Source organism: Pseudomonas salicis, assembly GCF_057128705.1.
In genome coordinates this window covers 601,883-620,238 of sequence record NZ_JBSKHU010000002.1, presented here as the reverse complement: position 1 = coordinate 620,238, position 18,356 = coordinate 601,883, and the positions used below count along the sequence as shown (strand labels likewise).

At 59.6% G+C, this 18,356-nt stretch carries 9 protein-coding genes; 3 read left to right on the top strand and 6 right to left on the bottom strand.

The window, feature by feature from the left end; all coding sequences use genetic code 11:
• Positions 1–11 precede the first annotated feature (11 nt).
• A complete protein-coding gene (locus tag ACWKWE_RS09030) occupies positions 12–4,373 on the top strand; it encodes a SpvB/TcaC N-terminal domain-containing protein (protein WP_483850311.1) in 4,362 nt (1,453 codons plus the stop codon).
• 63 nt (positions 4,374–4,436) lie between these two features.
• Here the strand turns inward: ACWKWE_RS09030 and ACWKWE_RS09025 are convergent, their stop codons facing one another.
• The 6 genes from ACWKWE_RS09025 to ACWKWE_RS09000 all read right to left on the bottom strand — a co-directional run bounded on the left by ACWKWE_RS09025 (position 4,437) and on the right by ACWKWE_RS09000 (position 15,933).
• Entirely contained in the window at positions 4,437–5,960 is a 1,524-nt protein-coding gene (locus ACWKWE_RS09025; protein ID WP_166596534.1) for a fumarate hydratase, read from the bottom strand.
• A 268-nt stretch (positions 5,961–6,228) separates the two neighbouring features.
• On the bottom strand, positions 6,229–8,718 hold the full coding sequence (locus ACWKWE_RS09020; RefSeq protein ID WP_483850474.1) for an RHS repeat domain-containing protein: 2,490 nt from the start codon (positions 8,716–8,718) through the stop codon (positions 6,229–6,231).
• A 9-nt stretch (positions 8,719–8,727) separates the two neighbouring features.
• Positions 8,728–11,169 (bottom strand): RHS repeat-associated core domain-containing protein, encoded by a 2,442-nt coding sequence (locus tag ACWKWE_RS09015; RefSeq protein ID WP_483850310.1) that lies wholly within the window; start codon positions 11,167–11,169, stop codon positions 8,728–8,730.
• A 77-nt stretch (positions 11,170–11,246) separates the two neighbouring features.
• A complete protein-coding gene (locus ACWKWE_RS09010) occupies positions 11,247–13,808 on the bottom strand; it encodes an RHS repeat domain-containing protein (RefSeq protein WP_483850309.1) in 2,562 nt (853 codons plus the stop codon).
• Positions 13,809–13,937: 129 nt separating this feature from the next.
• A complete protein-coding gene (locus ACWKWE_RS09005; protein WP_483850308.1) occupies positions 13,938–14,849 on the bottom strand; it encodes a hypothetical protein in 912 nt (303 codons plus the stop codon).
• 145 nt (positions 14,850–14,994) lie between these two features.
• On the bottom strand, positions 14,995–15,933 hold the full coding sequence (locus tag ACWKWE_RS09000; RefSeq protein ID WP_483850307.1) for a hypothetical protein: 939 nt from the start codon (positions 15,931–15,933) through the stop codon (positions 14,995–14,997).
• 342 nt (positions 15,934–16,275) lie between these two features.
• Here ACWKWE_RS09000 and ACWKWE_RS08995 point away from each other — a divergent pair, with 342 nt between their 5' ends.
• A complete protein-coding gene (locus tag ACWKWE_RS08995) occupies positions 16,276–17,397 on the top strand; it encodes a GGDEF domain-containing protein (RefSeq protein WP_483850306.1) in 1,122 nt (373 codons plus the stop codon).
• A complete protein-coding gene (locus tag ACWKWE_RS08990) occupies positions 17,390–18,319 on the top strand; it encodes an iron-sulfur-binding ferredoxin reductase (RefSeq protein ID WP_483850305.1) in 930 nt (309 codons plus the stop codon). Before ACWKWE_RS08995 ends, ACWKWE_RS08990 begins: the two co-directional genes overlap by 8 nt.
• Positions 18,320–18,356 lie beyond the last annotated feature (37 nt).

Sequence of the window (18,356 nt, the reverse complement as noted above, 5' to 3'; positions counted from 1 at the left end):
TCGAAGGGAGCATGATTATGGCCGATCAGGAGCAGCAAGTCGGTATCTCCGCGCCCTCGCTGCCCAAGGGTGGCGGGGCGATTCAGAGCATCGGCAAGGGCTGGGGCGCGGTAGGGGCTACAGGCTCGGCGTCACTGGAAATCGCGCTGCCAATCACGCCCGGACGCGGCTATGCACCGGCGCTCGGCCTGAGTTATCAGAGTTCGGTGGGCAATGGCCTGTTCGGTCTGGGATGGGGGCTGAACGTGGGGGCGATTGCCCGACGGGCGACCAAGGGCGTGCCGCTGTACACCGATGAGGATGTGATGCTTGGCCCCGATGGCGGAGTCCTGCTGGCTGAGCGTGATGCACAAGGCGCACTCATCGAAACAACCGTCAGCGACTATGGCGGCCTCACACTGGATCAGCCCTACAAGGTCGTTCGCTACTTCGCCCGTGTCGAAGGAGCCTTTGCTCGCATCGAGCATTGGCGCCATGAGAGTGACCCCGCAGGCTTCTGGCTGATCCACGGCGCAGATGGAAGCCTGGCAATGTTTGGTCGTCAACCGGCCTCCCGCCTGCGCGACCCCGATGACCCGAACCGCGTGGCTGAGTGGTTGCTCGAAGAAACGGTCAATCCCATCGGCGATCACGTGCTGTACGAGTACAAGGCCGAGGATATGCAAGGGCTTGTGGCCGATACGACGCCCAGCCCAGGGCGCAACTTCAGCGCTCAGCGTTATCTCTGGCGGACGCGCTATGGCAACTTCAAGGCGCATCCCCATCTGTATCTGTGGGCTCCTCAGCAGTTGGCCGGACTGCAATGGCACTTCGAGCTGATCTTTGACTATGGCGAGCGCACGTTCGCCAATGATCAACTGGCTTATGACGGCGACAAACCCTGGGAAGGGCGCGCTGATTTTCACTCATCGTTTGGCTACGGCTTTGAGCTGGGTCACCTGCGCTTCGTGCACCACGTCATCATGTTTCACTACTTCCCCGCTGAGCTCGATGCCGATAAGCCGACCCTGATCAGCGCGCTGAAACTCAACTACGAGGACCTTCAGCAGGGGGGCAAAGTACTCAGCTCGGTGGAAAGCCTGGCGTGGGGGGAGCGCATCCAGCCCGCGCTCAGCCTTCGGCCGCCTGTGGTGTTTACCTATCAGAATTTTGACGTAGCGCAGGGGGCATTCAAGCCGTTCGAGGCCATGCCGGGGCTGGACGATGGTCAGCCGTACCAGATGGTGGATCTGTGCGGTGAGGGTTTGTCCGGGGTGCTGTATCGCTCGGACAAGGGCTGGATGTACCGCGAGCCTGTACGTGACGTCCAGTCCGATGATCCCGACGCGGTGAAGTACGCCCCCTGGAAGGTGCTACCAGGTAACCCTGCAGCTGATTTGCAGACGGCCGTTCGCCAGTCACTCGCTGACATGACCGGGGATGGCCGTCTCGACTGGATCGTGGCGCAGCCAGGCATCGCGGGTTTCTTTACCTTGAATCCAGATCGAAGCTGGACCCGATTCACGCCGTTTTCCGCCTTCCCGCGGGAGTTCTTCCATGCCCAAGGGCAGTTGGCGGATCTGGTCGGGGACGGGCTGTCTGATCTCGCGCTGATTGGTCCTCGCAGCGTGCGCCTGTACGCCAGTCGGCGTGATGATGGCTTCGCCAAAGGGCGGGACATCGCGCATGACAACGAAGGTGATTCGCTGCCAATGCTCACCAGCAGTTCATCCGAGCTGGTCGCTTTCTGCGACATTTTTGGCAGCGGTCAGCAACATCTTGTGCGTATTCGTCACAATGAGATCCGGGTCTGGGCGAACCTGGGCAGAGGGCGATTTGGCAAAGGGCAGCTGTTCGCGACACTGCCGTTTTCGTGGGATGAATTTGACGCCGGGCGCGTTCGGCTGGCGGACATGGACGGTTCCGGAGCGGTTGATCTGGTGTATCTGGAGTCTGATGGCTTTCAGTTGTTCATGAACCGCTCAGGCAACCACCTGGCCGAACCGGTCACACACCCTTGGCCGGACGGGGTTCGCTATGACCACCTCTGCCAAGTGAACATGGCCGATTTGCAGGGGTTGGGCTGTTCGAGCCTGGTGCTGACGGTCCCGCACATGAAGACCACGCATTGGCGCTTCGATCATCCGCCGGTCAAACCGTATCTGTTGTACAGCACTCGTAACGGTATGGGCGCGTCGGGTTCCATTGACTATCGCAGTTCCGCGCAGGAGTGGCTGGACGAAAAAGTCGAGTTGCAGGAGGCGGGACTGGCAGGGGAGTCGGGCGTGCCGTTCGCGCTGCACGTGGTCTCCCGGCAGACGCAGCTCGATGAGGTGACGGGCAATCAGTTGACTCAGCACTTCAAGTTTCGTCAGGGCTATTACGATGGTCACGAGCGCGAGTTTCGCGGCTTCGGGCTGGTGTATCAGACCGACAGCGAGGCGATACACGCCACTCAGAAAGAACAAGGCTTCACGGCCCCCGTGCTGACCAAAACCTGGTATCACAGCGGGCGACATCCGGCGAAAAAAATCAGTGGATGTGACGAGAGCGACCCAGATGCCTTGGTGTTGGGCAACGATCTGCTGACCACCTTTGCCAATGGCGACGATCAGCTTATCGTTTCACCCACCGACGATGATTTGCGCGAGATGGCCCGCTCACTGGCGGGGGCTGTGCTGAGGGTTGAAGTCTTTGGCCTGGAGGCAGAAGCGCCCAATGGCGTGCCGTATTCGGTGCAATCGTCGCGTTATCTGGTGCGCCAACTGGCGCCGGTCAGCAAACATCAGCCCTATGCGCGGCAGTTGTCGTTGCAGCTGGAGTCGATCGGTTATCAGTACGAAGGCCACGCGGACGATCCTATGTGCCAGCGCGCCATTAACCTGACCTGGGACGAGTACGGTGTGCTGACCCACGGCGCCAGCGTCAATTACGCTCGGCGCAAGTCGGCAGGCGATACACCGCCGTTCGACGACGAGCACCAGCAGCGCTGGTGGAAGGCCGCGCACGATGACGCTCAGCAGAACTTCTATCTGACGGAAGCTCGGGCCCGGCCGATTCATCTGGACGCAGCACAGAGCTGGCGGCTGGGTTTGCCCTATCTGAGCCGAAGCAATGCGATGGTGGCTGAGCGCGCGACGGTCAGCCCTGAAGACATTAGCTATGAGGCTTTCAAGGCGCCGCAAGGCTGGTTTGCGTCGCTGCCTCGCACGCTGGTGGCGCTCAGCAAGCAGCGTTACGTCAATGCGGGGGAGGGCGAGGCGACCTTTGAGGCGTTGCCCGATGCCGTGGAGCTCGCCGAGCTGGATGACCACGCGCTGACGGCGTACGACCGGGTGATGACGCCTGAGGAGCTGACCGCGAAGTTGAGCGAGCTCGGCTACCACGACATGACGTGTATGCTGCCCGAGGAGCCAGACCGCACCTTGTGGTCGGTCAAGCGGGGGTTCAACACCTATGCGGGCGCTGAACAGTTCTATCGGGTGGAGACATTCAGGCCGACGGCGAGCCATGGATGGAGCACCGTTGAATACGATGACTACAACCTGATGGTGAAGTCGGTGACTGCACCCGATGGTTGCACCACGTCGGCAACTTACAGTTATCGCAACATGCAACCGGTCAAAATCGTCGACCCCAATCGCAATTCTCAGGAAGCGCTGTATGACGGTTTTGGAGTCCTGCGCATGACCAGTTTCTATGGCACGGAGCTGGGCAAGGAGGTCGGTTTCCAGCCGCTGGTCGATGCTGTGATGGAGGAAGAAAAACCGGTGGACGCGATCGTCTCTCCATCAACAATCGACTTCGCCACCGTTCATTACTACGACGCGTTCAGTTGGGTCGATCACAAGGCGCCTGTCCATAGCCTGGCCATGCAGTGGGACCGCTATCCCGATGACCCTGAGCGTCAATTGCGCAAGAGCCTGGCCTCTGTCGATGGATTCGGCAGAACGTTGCAAACCCGCCAATTGGTCGAGCCGGGCAAGGCGTACGAGGTCATCGACGGGCGATTGAACGTGGGTGAAGACGGCAAATTGACCGAAGTCGAAGCCGACCCTCGCTGGCGCGTCAGCGAGCGCGTCGAATACAACAACAAGGGACTGGCGGTGCGGGTCTACCGACCTTATTTCACCAATACCGAAGGCTACGTGGATGACAGCTCTGCCCGGGAGCACTGGTATCACGACGAGCAGTTCTACGATCCGTTGGGACGCCCGACTGTCACCATGACCGCCAAGGGATGGATGCGGCGGATCACCTATGAAGGCTGGTACACCATCAACGAGGATGAGAACGACACGGCGGAAGAGGTCAACCTGCGCAGGGCAGAGCAAGGGCTACCGCTGCTGGACGACGGCTCGCCTCGCAAGCGGAAGAATCCGTTTCAGCGGTGAGCCGTCCGGAAACGAAAAAGCCCGGCACAAAGGCCGGGCTTTTCGTGACTGCCAGCGAAGCGCTTACTGCACTTCGACTGCCAGGCTCTCACTGATCTTTTTCTGCCAGATGGCGGGACCTGTGATGTGAACCGACTCGCCTTTGCTGTCAACCGCGACAGTGACCGGCATGTCTTTGACGTCGAACTCGTAGATCGCTTCCATGCCCAGTTCCGGGAAGGCCAGCACTTGGGACTTCTTGATCGCCTGGGCGACGAGGTAAGCAGCACCGCCGACGGCCATCAGGTAAACAGCTTTGTTGTCCTTGATCGCGTCGATCGCGGTCGGGCCGCGCTCGGATTTGCCGATCATGCCCAACAGGCCGGTTTGCTCAAGGATCTGACGGGTGAACTTGTCCATGCGGGTGGCAGTGGTAGGACCGGCGGGGCCGACCACTTCGTCGCCGACCGGATCGACCGGGCCGACGTAGTAGATGAAGCGACCTTTCAGGTCCACCGGCAGGGTTTCGCCCTTGTTCAGCATCTCGACCATGCGCTTGTGCGCCGCGTCGCGACCGGTGAGCATCTTGCCGTTGAGCAGGACGGTTTCGCCCGGCTTCCAGCTTTGCACGTCTTCCGGGGTCAGGGTGTCGAGGTTGACGCGACGGGCCGACGGGCCGGCTTCCCAGACGATTTCCGGGTAGGCGTCCAACGGTGGCGCTTCCAGCGAAGCAGGGCCGGAGCCGTCGAGCACGAAGTGGGCATGACGGGTGGCGGCGCAGTTGGGGATCATGCAGACCGGCAGCGACGCTGCGTGGGTCGGATAATCCATTATCTTGACGTCGAGCACGGTGGTCAGACCGCCGAGGCCCTGGGCACCGATGCCCAGTTGGTTGACCTTCTCGAACAGCTCCAGACGCATTTCTTCCAGGCGGTTCGACGGGCCGCGAGCCTTCAGCTCGTGGATGTCGATGGAGTCCATCAGGACTTCCTTGGCCATGACCGCCGCTTTCTCGGCGGTACCGCCGATGCCGATGCCGAGCATGCCAGGCGGGCACCAGCCAGCGCCCATGGTCGGAACGGTTTTCAGCACCCAGTCGACGATCGAATCGGACGGGTTGAGCATCGCCATCTTCGATTTGTTTTCCGAGCCGCCGCCTTTGGCCGCCACGTCCACTTCCACGGTGTTGCCCGGGACGATGGAGTAATGGATGACCGCCGGGGTGTTGTCCTTGGTGTTCTTGCGAGCGCCTGCCGGGTCGGCGAGGATCGAGGCACGCAGGACGTTTTCCGGCAGGTTATAGGCCTGACGCACGCCCTGGTTGATCATGTCGTCCAGGCTCATGGTGGCTCCATCCCAGCGCACGTCCATGCCCACACGAACGAATACGGTCACGATGCCGGTGTCCTGGCAGATCGGACGGTGGCCTGTGGCGCACATGCGCGAGTTGATGAGGATCTGAGCCATGGAGTCGCGCGCGGCGGGCGATTCTTCGCGCAGGTAGGCCTCGTGCATGGCCTGGATGAAATCGACGGGGTGGTAATAGGAGATGAACTGCAGCGCGTCGGCGACGCTCTGAATCAGGTCATCCTGCTTGATCACGGTCATGGGTGTTCTCCTCGAATCAGGCGGGAACATTTATAGGGCGGTTTGCGCAAACAGGCACGGACTTGCGTGCAAACGGCCATCGGCTCGGCTACCGCTCAGGCGCAGCGGCAGGAAAAAGGCGGCGCAGTATACCGCGTGGCAACCGGCGCGACACCCTGCCGCAGGGTAAACGTTAGTCGTGAAGGGTAGGGGGGCGCCGAACGGTCATGGAGGGCTGCGACCCTGAGATCGCTACCCTCGGCTCGCTGCGTCATTGCGAAGACGATGACTAAACCGGCTTATAGAGCTGAAAAGAGGCGAGTTCATACTCGACGCCATGAGCGAAGTAGTGTGGTCCGTGCACCCCTGTCAGTCCTTTCAAATGGGGAATCTGTTGAAGTGCGAATGGCGTTCTGACGCCTTCTTTCGTCACAAAGTTCGCCGACTGTTTCATCCACTTAGCGGTACCGACGAAAATGTTTTCATGAAACCCCAACACGGGCCTGCGCAGGACGTTGGCGACTTCTTGTGCCGCACCGCTGGAGCCTCCCTGACAGGCGAGCAGTACGAATGGCCTGTTCGGGTCCATGTTGACCAAGAGTGGGGCGATGTCCGTTTTTGCGACATTGGCGGCGGTGTCATACAGACCTTTTGAGTTCATCAGATAGCCTTCGGGGGTTCCGTGGGTTTCGAACCCCATAAACTTGTCTCCCCACAGTTTCTTGTGAAATACGACATCGTGGCTTCCAAGCCTGCGCTCGAAGAGGATAGAACTGTCGCGCCGCTGCAGCACTTGTTTCGCGGCGATCCTCGCACTGGCGTGCCCAATGGCGGTCAGTGCGCTGGCGGCGATGCCAGTGCCCAGCGACACCCAGCCCAGTATGTTGGCCGTACGCTTGTCACCTCCGGTCATTTCAATTCCCAGGGCAGCGGCGCCGGTGCCCACCGAGGCCACGTTCAGAATGCCCGCGCTGATGATCATCACCGCGCTTGGCGTCAGCGCTTTCAAGCCAAACATTGCGATAGGTGTGATGAGCGCCGAAGCCGCGCCCAGGCTGGCAATGGTGCCTGCGATTCCAACCGCCAGCCCCACCCCTGCGAGCGCATAGTTCACCCAGCTGTGCCCGTCCGGGTCGATGCGGTTGACCGGATCGCCTGCGCAATAGACATAAGGGTTGATGCCGCCTCGGCCAAACGGGCTCTCGCTGTCAGGGCTGAGAAAGCACATCAGTACCGGGTCGTAAGGTCGGTAGTACCCCAGGATCTGCCAATGAGTGACCGGTTCGACGCGCTGGCCGGCAAAACCGATCGGCAGGTGCTCGGCGTTTTCACGTTCTGTTCCGTAGGCGCTGTACTGACGCGTGCGGGTCGTCGTATCGGCTTCAAGGCGGACGCTGCCTTGTGCATCGGCCCCCAGCAATGTCGTTTGACGGACCTTATCGGTCATGGTGTGGATGGCAAACACGCCTTGCTCACCCGAATAAAATTGCAGGCTGTCGGTTCCTGTTCGTTCATGCGTCACCTCTTCCCCACTGAAGAAGCTGCGACTCAGCGTGTCGTCTATACGACGATCCGTGAGGTGACCGCTGGCGGTGTAGCCGTACTCGCAGTGATGGCTTTCGTGGTCGACCCTCGTCAAGCGACCTTGGGCATTCCAGCGCATGCTGCGGCCCAGACTGTCGCCGATCACCCGGCCACACTCGTCGTAGGTCAGCACCACTTCGCTCGGCCATGTGGGATGGCTGTGGGTGACTTTCGTCACGCGAACCGGGTCGTCGCTGGCATAGCTGAACAGCGTCTCGTTGGTACTGCCGTCGACGAAGGTAGTGAGCACACGCTCATGTCCGTTGAGCGCGTTATAGGTGAAGCGCTGTTCGACAATGGGGTTGCCGAACGGGTCGTCAGGAGCGATGTCGGCGTCGGCGGTGTACAGCACCAAGCGCCTGCGAAAATCGTACGCGAAGGTTTCCTCGCCCGCTTGCTCGCCATCGCTCCAGTGCCGCGAGGTGATCTGATCGAGCGCTGAATACCCAAGCGTTTGCTTCAGGATTCGAGTGGCAGGATCACCGTCAGCGTCCTGCGTCGTGGCGATGAAGGTGCGGGTGTGCTCGCGACCTATGCTGTCGTAGGTGAGCACCGTGCTCAGCGTGCTTCCCCCGTCCTGGTCTTCCACATCAATGTGAGTCATGCGCGACAGCGGGTCATAACGATAACGGCTCATCAGATGGCCGACGTGAACTTCTTCAACCCGACCTTGGGCGTCCAGACGACGTCGGTGCCGAGTGCCTTGAACATCGTCAAAACCCTGCAACAGTCGGTTCAGCGAGTAATGCCAAGTGGTGACGTGTTCTTCATCTTCGACCGCCCATATGTCCTGACTGGGTTGGCCCGATGCTTTGAATTCGAAGGACTCATCGCCCAGCCCCCCGCTGGCTGATTGGGGCATCCCCAACGGGTGATAGCCGAGAAGCTGAACAGGTTCGCCTTCGGCGCTGACGCTGAGCAACTGATTGTTCAATGCAGACTCGTAGGTGAATTCGATGCGCTTGCCGTCGGCCAGGGTGTTGGCCGAAGGAGGGAGCTGCCCTGCGCGATAGTGAAAGTTCGTGATGTGCCCGCCGACATCGACTGAGAGATGCCTGCCCAGGCCGTCGAAGGTCTGCCGACCTATCATCATGGGTGTATTCATGGTTTCCAATCCGTGGAAAAGGGTTTCATGGCGCCGCTCGACGAGCTGCAGCTGCCGTCGGGTGAGTGGGACGGAAGGCAGCCGCAGCATCAACTCGTCCTACAAAGCAGCGGTTATCGTTCCGTCAGGGTGAAAAATCTTTGCTCCCGCTTCTCTGAATGAAGTCTTCCAGGCCTTGAAAGGATTGCCCGTCGCTCGCAAACGTTCGAGGTAGGGCACTGCTTCCAGCGGAGTATTGGCCACATTGCCTCCGAGCTGAAGGTTGGCGAAACCTTTGACGAACGTCTTTTCAGTGAACCCTTTAACGGGGCGCCCCAGCTCCTTGGCAATCTCCAGTGCTGCTCCGTTCTTGCCGCCCCAGCACGACAGCAGTACGAAGGTTTCGTCCGCTGGATAATTCAGCGCTTTCAGCCTTGGCGCGATGAAATCCCTGGCAATGTCCGCTGCCCTTGCGACCTTGCCATCAGGCCCCATCAACAGCGCGCGGAGTGGGTCCCCATGGGTAAGCAATGCCGCTTGGTTCGTTCCTCGGTAGGTTTCGATGAATCCCACGTCCACGGCCCGGGATGTGCCCTGATAGATCACTTCGCTGTTGCCGAGCCGACCGGGTTTGGGGGACCAGTTGGTTTTAAGGTCCATCGCCCGTTGCTGCGCGCCCGCATTTCGCAAACTGTGCATCTTCAGGCCTATCCCTGCGCCAGCCAGACCGGTGACCAGCGAGATGCCCCCCAGAATCCCTGCCGCCGATCCCCCATGCCCACTGATTTCCAGCGCGAGGCTCGCGACGCCGGTGGTGAGGGACACGACATCCAGTGTCGCAGCGGCAAGGCAGGCGATCTGCGCAGTCGACAGCGTCGAGGTCGCGCTGAATAACGCACCCGCAATCGGCAGCGCTGCCTGAAGACCGGGAATGAGTGCTATCGCCGAGAGGGCAAGACCCGCCCCCGCCAGCGCATAACTCACCCAGCTGTGTCCGTCGGGATCGACACGATTGACCGGATCGCCGGCACAGTAGGCATAGGGGTTGATCCCACCCGCACCGAAGGGGCTTTCGCTGTCCGGCGCCAGGAAACACATCAGCACTGGATCGTACGGGCGGTGCCCGCCGGGGATGTACCAGCCGGTCAGCGGCTCGCGTCGTTCTCCCGCAAAACCGAACGGCACTTGCGCTGCATCCAGGGCTTGAGCACCGTGCGCGGTGTACCCCAGGGTTCGAATGGCACTGTCGGCTTCCATGCGCACGGTGCCCTGACCGTCGGTGCCGAGAAGGGTGGTCTTGCGCATTCCTTCGGTGACCTTGTTCACCGCGAACAACGAGTGGTCGTCGCCAATGAGCTGCAGGCTGTCTTCACCCGTCTGTTCATGCGTGAGCTGGTCGGCGCTGAAGAAGCTGCGGGTCAACGTATCGTCAATCTGCCGGTCAACCAGTCGCCCTCGGGGATCGTAACGATAGGCACAGGCGCGGCCTTCGTGGCTCACTTCAGTCAGGCGGCCCTGGGTGTGCCATTTCATGCTGCGACCCAGGCTGTCGCCAATGACCCGGCCACAATCGTCATACGTCAGCGTGACCGAGGATGGCCAGGATTCATGAGTGTGTGTGACGCTCACCACTTTCGTCGGATCACCTTCGGCGTAGCTGAAGACGGCTTCATCCTGGGTGTCGTCGGCAAACGTGTTGAGCACCGTTTCGTAGCCATTCAGCGCATTGAAGGTGAAGACCTGCTCGACAATCCGGTTGCCATAGGGATCTTGGGGGGCCGCTTGCGCATTGGCGGTGTAATGCACCAGCCGGTCACGGTTATCGTATTCGAACGTTTCCTCCCCGACGTGCTCGCCGTCGTTCCACGTGCGCGAGATGACTTGGTCCCGTGCCGAATAGCCCAGCGTCTGAGTCACGGCACGAGGTGCACCGTCTTCAGCGTCAGGGTCGGGGGTGATGGCGAACGTCCGGGTGCGTTCCCGTCCGAGCGTGTCGTAAGTGATGGAAGTGGTCAGGGTGCGCGCGCTGTCAGGGTCCGAAACCTCGACACTGATCAGACGAGAGAGTCCGTCGTAGGCGTAGCGCGTTTCGATGCTGCCCACGCGGGTCAGCTTCACACGACCAGCCTCATCGAATTCGCGTCGATGAGTGATGCCCTGCGCGTCGTCAAAACCTTGCAGCAGGCCCGCGACTGAATATTTCCAGTGGGTGGTGTGGGTGGTGTCGTCGACGACCCACTCATCGCTCAAGGCTTGCCCTGACGGGGTGTAAGCGAACGACTGAATGCCCCGTTCTCCGCTGGCGCTGGCGAGTTGGCCGATGTCTGCCTGATACGCCATCTGCACGGGCGTTTCATCCTGCCCCAGAACGCTCAGCAGTTGATGATTGAGGTTTTTTTCGTAGGTGAAGGCGATTTCCCGGCCGTCGGCCAGAGAGTTGCCCGACGGGGCAAGCTGTTCATTGATGTAATGAAAACGTGTGGTATGCCCCCCGACCTCTACGGTGAGCTGACGGCCCAGGCCGTCGAAGGTCTGCCGACCTATGATGATGGGTGTGTTCATGGTTTCCGATCCTTGGAAGGACGGGGTCGATGCCGGTGGCACCTCCCCGACTGAACGTAAAGGGATGTCGATTCCGCTCACGCCTCCGGCGCGGTCACGGCAACGGACTCTGGATGGTTATCATCGCTATGCTGCGCGTAGGTCCAGTTGACGACCGTGCCATCTGGCAGCGTCTGCTCAAGGAGACGACCGTAGAAGTCGAGGCGTTGGAGGGTGACACGGTCGTCTTCACCTTCGATCTGAAGGCGAGTCTCGAACACTCTGTCCAGTCCGTCCCGAGCCCACCGTGTGGTGCGGATCAGCGTATCGCCCGTGTCATAGAGCTGTTCCTGAATCACGCTGCCCGCGGCGTTGAAGAGGCTGACCTTGCTTGGCCCCTTTGTGTCGCCATTCGCCTGCCACTGTTTGATGGTCAGTTTCGCCGGATTATGTTCGGTGCGCGTTTGCACACCATCGGGTGTCGTAACGCAGCAGGTCTGGCACCAGTCGTCGTACTCGGTGGTCGTGGTGAGAGACAGCGCGGTCACCGAGGCGGGATCGTTTTCATCGCGTAGCCAGTCGGTCTGGGTTTCGCTGATCACTCGGCCCTCGACATCAAACACCGTGCGTACGATCTCCCGAAATTCACCCGGCGCATGGTCGAGGTCTTCCAGTTCGACCCGAACGGTGCGGCCTTCTCCATCGAGCCACTGGCGGCGGCGTTGTCCGGTGGCATGGGTGTGTTCGATCATGACCGGTTTTTCGTCACCGGTTCGTGCGGCCAACGCGACCTTGTCACCGACGTGATAGGTGGTGGTACGCGTGGCTTTATAGCGGCTGTCGTCGGCGGTAACCGCCAGTGTGACGCGCCCCAGTTCGTCGTACTCATAACGGCTCAGCACGCCCGCCAGAGAGCGGTCCCGGGTCATTTGCCCAGTCGTCAGGGAGCGTGCGCTGTCCTGGCTCTGGCGCACGGTTTCTGTCTCTTCGAAGCCTGTGATGCTGACATGTGTGCTCAGTTCATCGCCGGTCATTTCGTAGCGATAGTGGGTTGTGGTGGCTTTGTCGTTGAGTGTCGTTACGGTGCGTTTCAGTCGCGCGTAACCATCGCCTTCCGAGACGTAGGTCTGCACGGTGGTTTCCATCAGTCGCGCAAGGGTCTCGTCACGGGTGTGCTCGCTTTCCACCAGCACGAGAGCCGGTTCGCCTTCGATCAGCGAATTCAGCGAGGTGTATGTGTAGGCCGTGGAGACTTCGCTCGCGCCGCCATGACCTCCATCTTCGAGTGGTGCGGGTTTTACGGTTTTCTTCTTGAGGTACCGGACCATGCCCAATGCATTGGCTGGGCAACCCTCAGCGCCTTCGGCCGGATAATATTCGCTGTGCTCTTCGACGCCTGCGGGTGAGCGGGTAAACACCAGATTGCCGGATTCATCGTAGCGGTACTCAGTCGTTGCGCTGCGTTGCGCGCCGTGTTCATCGGTATGCGTGACGGTCTGTGCGTGAGGCAGTTGGCACCACGCCGGTTGGTCGGCCCAGTGTGTGTCGGGCTCGATGCCGAAGGTGGTTTGCGTGTGGACTTCGCACTGTCCCCGTTTGACGACCTCCGAGGTCAGCAGGTGGAAACGGTTCCAGGTGCGGGTGATGGTCGAGAGGGTATTGCCGTCGGGATCGGTCTGGGTTTCCACCACCTCGTAATCGTAATCCTGTTCGACCTCGTAGAGGTTGTCCCGGCCCTGTTGCCAGTCGAATGCCTGATCGCTGCCATAACCCAGATAGTTATGCGCGCTGGACCACTCATAACTGCGGGTCAGCTCGGTATCGGGGTTCCCGGCTGAGTGTTTCCACTCGGCGACACGAGGCAGAACGGCAAAAGGCGCGCCCTCTGGAAGCTGATGACCGAACTCTCCCGTGGCCCAGGTCACGGCGTCCGAGGCGCCCAACGGGCTGGTGAGTGCTGTAGGGAGCAGCAGGTGGTTCTGATCGTCCAGGGCGTGATGCTCGTATTCGATGCCAAACGGCACCTCGATGCCTGGCAAATACACATCGCTCAGCGTGTCGTTGGCCAGTTGCAGACGCAGGGTCCGGGCTTCGGACTCCGGCACGATGAAGCGCACCTCACCCTCGTCACTTTCGACCTGCAGCAAGGTGCGGGACTCGTCGCGGATGCGGTCGAGGATGAAGTCTTCGTTGGCGAACGCCGACCACTCCACGAACAGGCGGCGACCTTCGGGGCTGCGGATTTCGCTGACCAGAAAGCGCGAGCTGTCCTGTTGCTGTGTCAGGAATTCGGTTTGACCGGTTTTATGATCGATCCGAAAAACGCTCTCGCTCTCACAGGTCACGACCATGGACTTGATCTTGGCATCGAGCAGCACCAGCTCGCTGCCGGCAGAGAGGTCGGATCTTTCCATGTCAATGGCGAAACGCTCGCCTGATGAAAGGCTCAACGTGGGCGCATCCTGATGGAGGTTGATTTCGCTCAGGTCCAGAGACCAGCCAAATCCATAGCCCCGATTGCGGGTGGAACCCAGCACACCGAAGGACAGGGTGGGCGACAAGGCAGGGCCGGCGAGATGATTGGCGGGGATCAACGGCAGTTTAAACGCCAATGTGAATTGGCCGGTGCGAGCATCGACACCGGTTTTGATAAAGTCCATGAAATTCGTGGCTTGGGTGTGCAATGTATCTAGAGACATATTCTGGTCACTTTGAAGTCGGCTTGAAAGTTGGGGGCGTGCGTGCTCCGCAACAGGAGAGGCACGCACGCGTTCCTGAACTTAAAATGATCAGATCACAATGAAGTCAATAAGATTTCCATTGCTTGCCTGGGTCATTTCAATGGTGTGTTCATTGCCATACTGATCAAGAAGGCCCCACCGGGAAGTCGCGTTTTGCACGCCACCTAGTGTCACGGGGCCAAAGGTCTTGATTCGGATAAAGACCATGCTGCCGGGGCGCCGGTGTACGGAGAGGTTGGTGGTGGGGGCCTTGAATTTTCTGCGGTCACTGACCTCGAAAGCCAGGTGGGTATAACTTCTGGGTTCACCGTCGGCGAACCAGCCGTTATCTTCTATCGTTTCCTGATAGTAAGGGTTGCCTGATCCAGGGCCATAAGGGATTGACGCGACCAGTCGCAGATTGCGGCCTTTTAGATACAGCTGATAGACGTCATAGTCCCAGTCGGTGGCATTGACGGTGTGTTCGTAATTGTCTTCAACCTCAAATGCAAAATCATCGCGGTTCAGCCGCAGAGGCGTCAGGGTCTCCAGGGTGACGGACGAGTTGAACTTGCTGGTATGGCTGACGTATTGCGTTTCGTCATCCTTACTGATCGCGGCATAGACCACGTCCAGAGAACCACCGGATCGGGTCGATGAAACGTAGAATCTGCGACGTCGTGAGTTGGCTTCAAGCAATGCACTTGGGGCCAGGCCGGTGTCTGCATAATATTCAAAGCGTTTGTCACGCTCGGTGGACATCTGCAGTTCGCCGCTCAGTTCCTGATACTGGCCATCGTCATCGAGTGTGACCAGGCGAATGCTGTCCAGTTGCTCTTCAGAGATGATCACGCCAGCTTTGGGGGTGAGGCTCACGGACACTTCAAGTTGATGGCGTCCATTGCCAAAGACCTTGTTCGAGTTCGAGCTGACTTTGACGTCGAATCGGGTAATCCAATGGGTATCGTTTGCAGGGTTCATTTTTAACCTTCCTTGGTTATTGAAGACGACTGCTGAGCAGTCAGTGTGAACAGTGAGAAATGACACAGGCGCTCATGGAGTTCTTGCGCCCAGCGCGCGCCATGCTTGTGAGAGATGACACGTCCTGAATGCGATGAAGTCGGGCTTAACTCGCGACTGTAAAGTCAAGCAGGTTGCCGTCGCCTTTTTGAGTCATATCGATTTGATAGTGATTGCCGTATTGATCGAGCAAGCCCCAACGGCTGCCGCTATTCCTCAAGGAGGTCGGGCGGTCTTCACCGATCAACTTAAGCCGTACAAAATTCATGGTGCCTGCAGTTTTGTTGACGGCAATACGGGTGCCTCTATAGATCAGGCTGGCTTCAGGCCCCACTTCAAAAGCAACGTGGTAGTAGGTTTTGTAGCGGCGCCGGTGCGCATGAATGGGCCCGGAGAAAGAGGGGGGCGGTGTGACATCGATACTTTTACTGTAATAAGCCTGGCCACTGGCGACGCCGTGGGCGATGGAGTCGACGATTCTGTACTGCTGATCCTTGAATCTCAGATGGTAAATATCGAAGTCGGCGGCAACGCCATCCAGGGTCACATTGAGCGTGTCGTCGCCCCAGAACGTGAAATCCTCGCGTGTCAGCCGTGGACGCGCGACCGTTTCAATGAGCACTTCGGAGTTGAACCGGCTGGTGCCCGTGACGTAGTGAGTCTCGTCGTCCTTGCTGATGCGCGCATAAAGGGTGTCATGTGTGCCAGCGGGGCGAGTCGATGACACGTAGATTTTCCTGCGAAACGTGCCCGACTCAAGCTCCAGCTTCCTGAAAGACCTACCGCCTGGAAAGTATTCGAATCGCTCGTCACGTTCATTGGAAGCGCTCAAATCGCCTTCGAGTTCCTTGTAGTGACCGTCATCGTCCAAAATGACCAGCCGGATACTGTTCAGTTGCTCCTCAGTGACTTTCTGCCCCGCTTTGGGCGTGACGCTGACCGAGATCTGCAGTTGCTGAAAGCCATTGTTGAATACTTTGTTCGAGCTGTTGGTAATACGAACTTTGAAACCAGTGAGCCAGTTTGTGTCGTTTGCTGGAGTCATGCCGTTAACCATCCATGGTTGTTGAGGTGACTACAGAATAGGCAGGGAGGCGCCTGCTCAGTGATATACATATTTATATCGGGGTGCAGGCATTATCACCGGATATTTCATATGCGCCCTGCGCAGGCTGCGACCCTTTTTTGTGCTCCGGCGCACGCCGCGCATTGCCCTGACTGCTGAACGCCATCAACATCCACACCGGACACATTGGCGAACGTTCCCGTTTCCTCTACATTGGAAGCCTTGCCAGACGATTGAGATGCCTGCCGTTTTCCATGGTAGGCACGACCGGCCAGCGGTGCGCCGCAGATTGACCTTGCCGGACAGGACGACCTTCACCCCATGATGAACCAACCTCATATAGACGGATCTATCCAGCGCCTGCGGTTCAAGCGTTTTGCATTGGCCGCAGGCACGTATGTGTTGCTGATCGCGCTGGTCTGGGTGGCGTATTGCGCGGGTTACTACGAGGCCAATTTCTTCAGCCTTTGGCTTGCCACGGTCCTGGTGCTGCTGTCACAGGGCGTCATGAGCCTGGTATTTTTCGGCGAGTACAACAAACGCTTCAAAGACCCCAGCCTGACCGAGTTCCAAGTGCTGATGGGGTTGGGCTGGCAAACCTTTCTGTTGGCGCATCTCGGCCCGGCCCGGGGCACGTTTCTGGTGCTCTACGTACTGGTGCTGCTGTTCGGCCTGTTTCATCTGCCGCCGAAGGTCTTCACTCGTTGCGCCGTCCTCGCCTTGACGGGCTTCATCGGGCTCAACCTGTGGGACGCCTTTCAGGATGACCTGGCCGATCCAGGCCTGGCGGCCTTGCAAGCCTGTGCGTTGTTCATCGTGCTGGCGTGGCTGTGCCTGTATGCGCGTTTCGTGCAGAGTTCGCGGCAACGCATGCATCAACACCGCATCACCTTGCAGGCCCACCAGGAGACCTTGCGCGGGATGATGTTTCAGCTGGAAGAGCTGGCATCCACCGATGAACTGACCAATTTGTTCAATCGGCGTCACTTTCTGCGTCTGGCCACCCGAGAGCTGGAAACGATGGACGGTTCGTACACGGAAGGGTTGGCCTTGATCGACATGGATCATTTCAAGCGGGTCAACGACGTGTTGGGCCATGCCGCAGGCGACCGGGTGTTGCAGGTGTTCGCGGCTACCGCGACGGAATGCCTGCGCGCAGATGACATTCTGGCCCGCTACGGTGGCGAAGAGTTCGTGTTGTTGATTCCCCGCTGCACTCGGGCCCAGTTGGTCGAATGCTGTGAGCGCGTACGTTTGGCGTTCGAACAGGTGGTCATTCCCGAGTTGCCAGGACTGGAACTGAGCCTCTCGGTCGGCATGACCCTCGTCGAGCGCGATGATGATATGGACAGCGCCTTGCAGCGTGCCGATCAGGCGCTCTATCGCGCCAAGCATCAGGGTCGAAACCGTTGCCATGGCGCATGGGAATCTGTTGATGCCTGATCTGCGTGCGGGAGATCGACAGTGGTCGGTCGCCTCGGGGAGCAATTTGCTCGACTCGCTGAATCAGGCAGGGCTGTCCGTTCCTTACAGCTGTCGGGCGGGCAGTTGTCACGCCTGTCTCGTGCGTTGTCTTCGCGGTGAGCCGCAGGATGCTTTGCCTGAGGCGCTGGACGCCCGCAAGCGCGAGCAGGGCTGGCGTCTGGCGTGTCAGTGTCGGGTCGTGGACGATCTGGACGTTGAAATCTTCGACCCGAAACGCGACGGTTCACCGGCTCGGGTCAGCGGGGCGGACTGGTTAAGCCCCTCGATCCTGCGCCTTCGCCTTGAACCCGAGCGGCCTTTGCGCTATCGCGCCGGGCAGCATCTGGTGCTGTGGACCGCGAGCGGCATTGCGCGCCCTTATTCGCTGGCGAGTGTGCCGGGAGACGACGCTGCGCTGGAGTTTCATATCGATTGCAGCAAACCCGGCGCTTTCGCTGACGTTGCTCGCACCCTGATGCCGGGCGACGTCATCCGACTGGGCGAACTGCGGGGTGGGGCCTTGCACTACGACCCTGACTGGCAAGCACGGCCGCTCTGGCTATTTGCTGCCGGGACCGGGTTGGGGCCTTTGTGGGGGATTTTGCGCGAAGCGTTGAACGCCGGGCATCAAGGGCCGATTCGGGTCATGCACGTGGCGCGTGAGCATTATTTTGCTGACGCGCTTGAGGCTCTTGCGCAGGAACATAGCCAGATACAGGTTGAGCTGGTCAATGCCGAGCAGGCTCAAACCACGCTTGCAGGCATGCGCCTCGGCTCACGACAAACCGTTGCCCTGGTTTGCGGATCGCCCGCCAGCGTCGAGCTGTTCTCCAAACGCCTGTTCATCGCCGGTTTGCCACGCGGGCAGTTGCTGGCGGATGTGTTTCTCGAAAAGGCTTGAGTCGTAACGCTGCGAGCACAGCTCGCTGGCCGTGGCC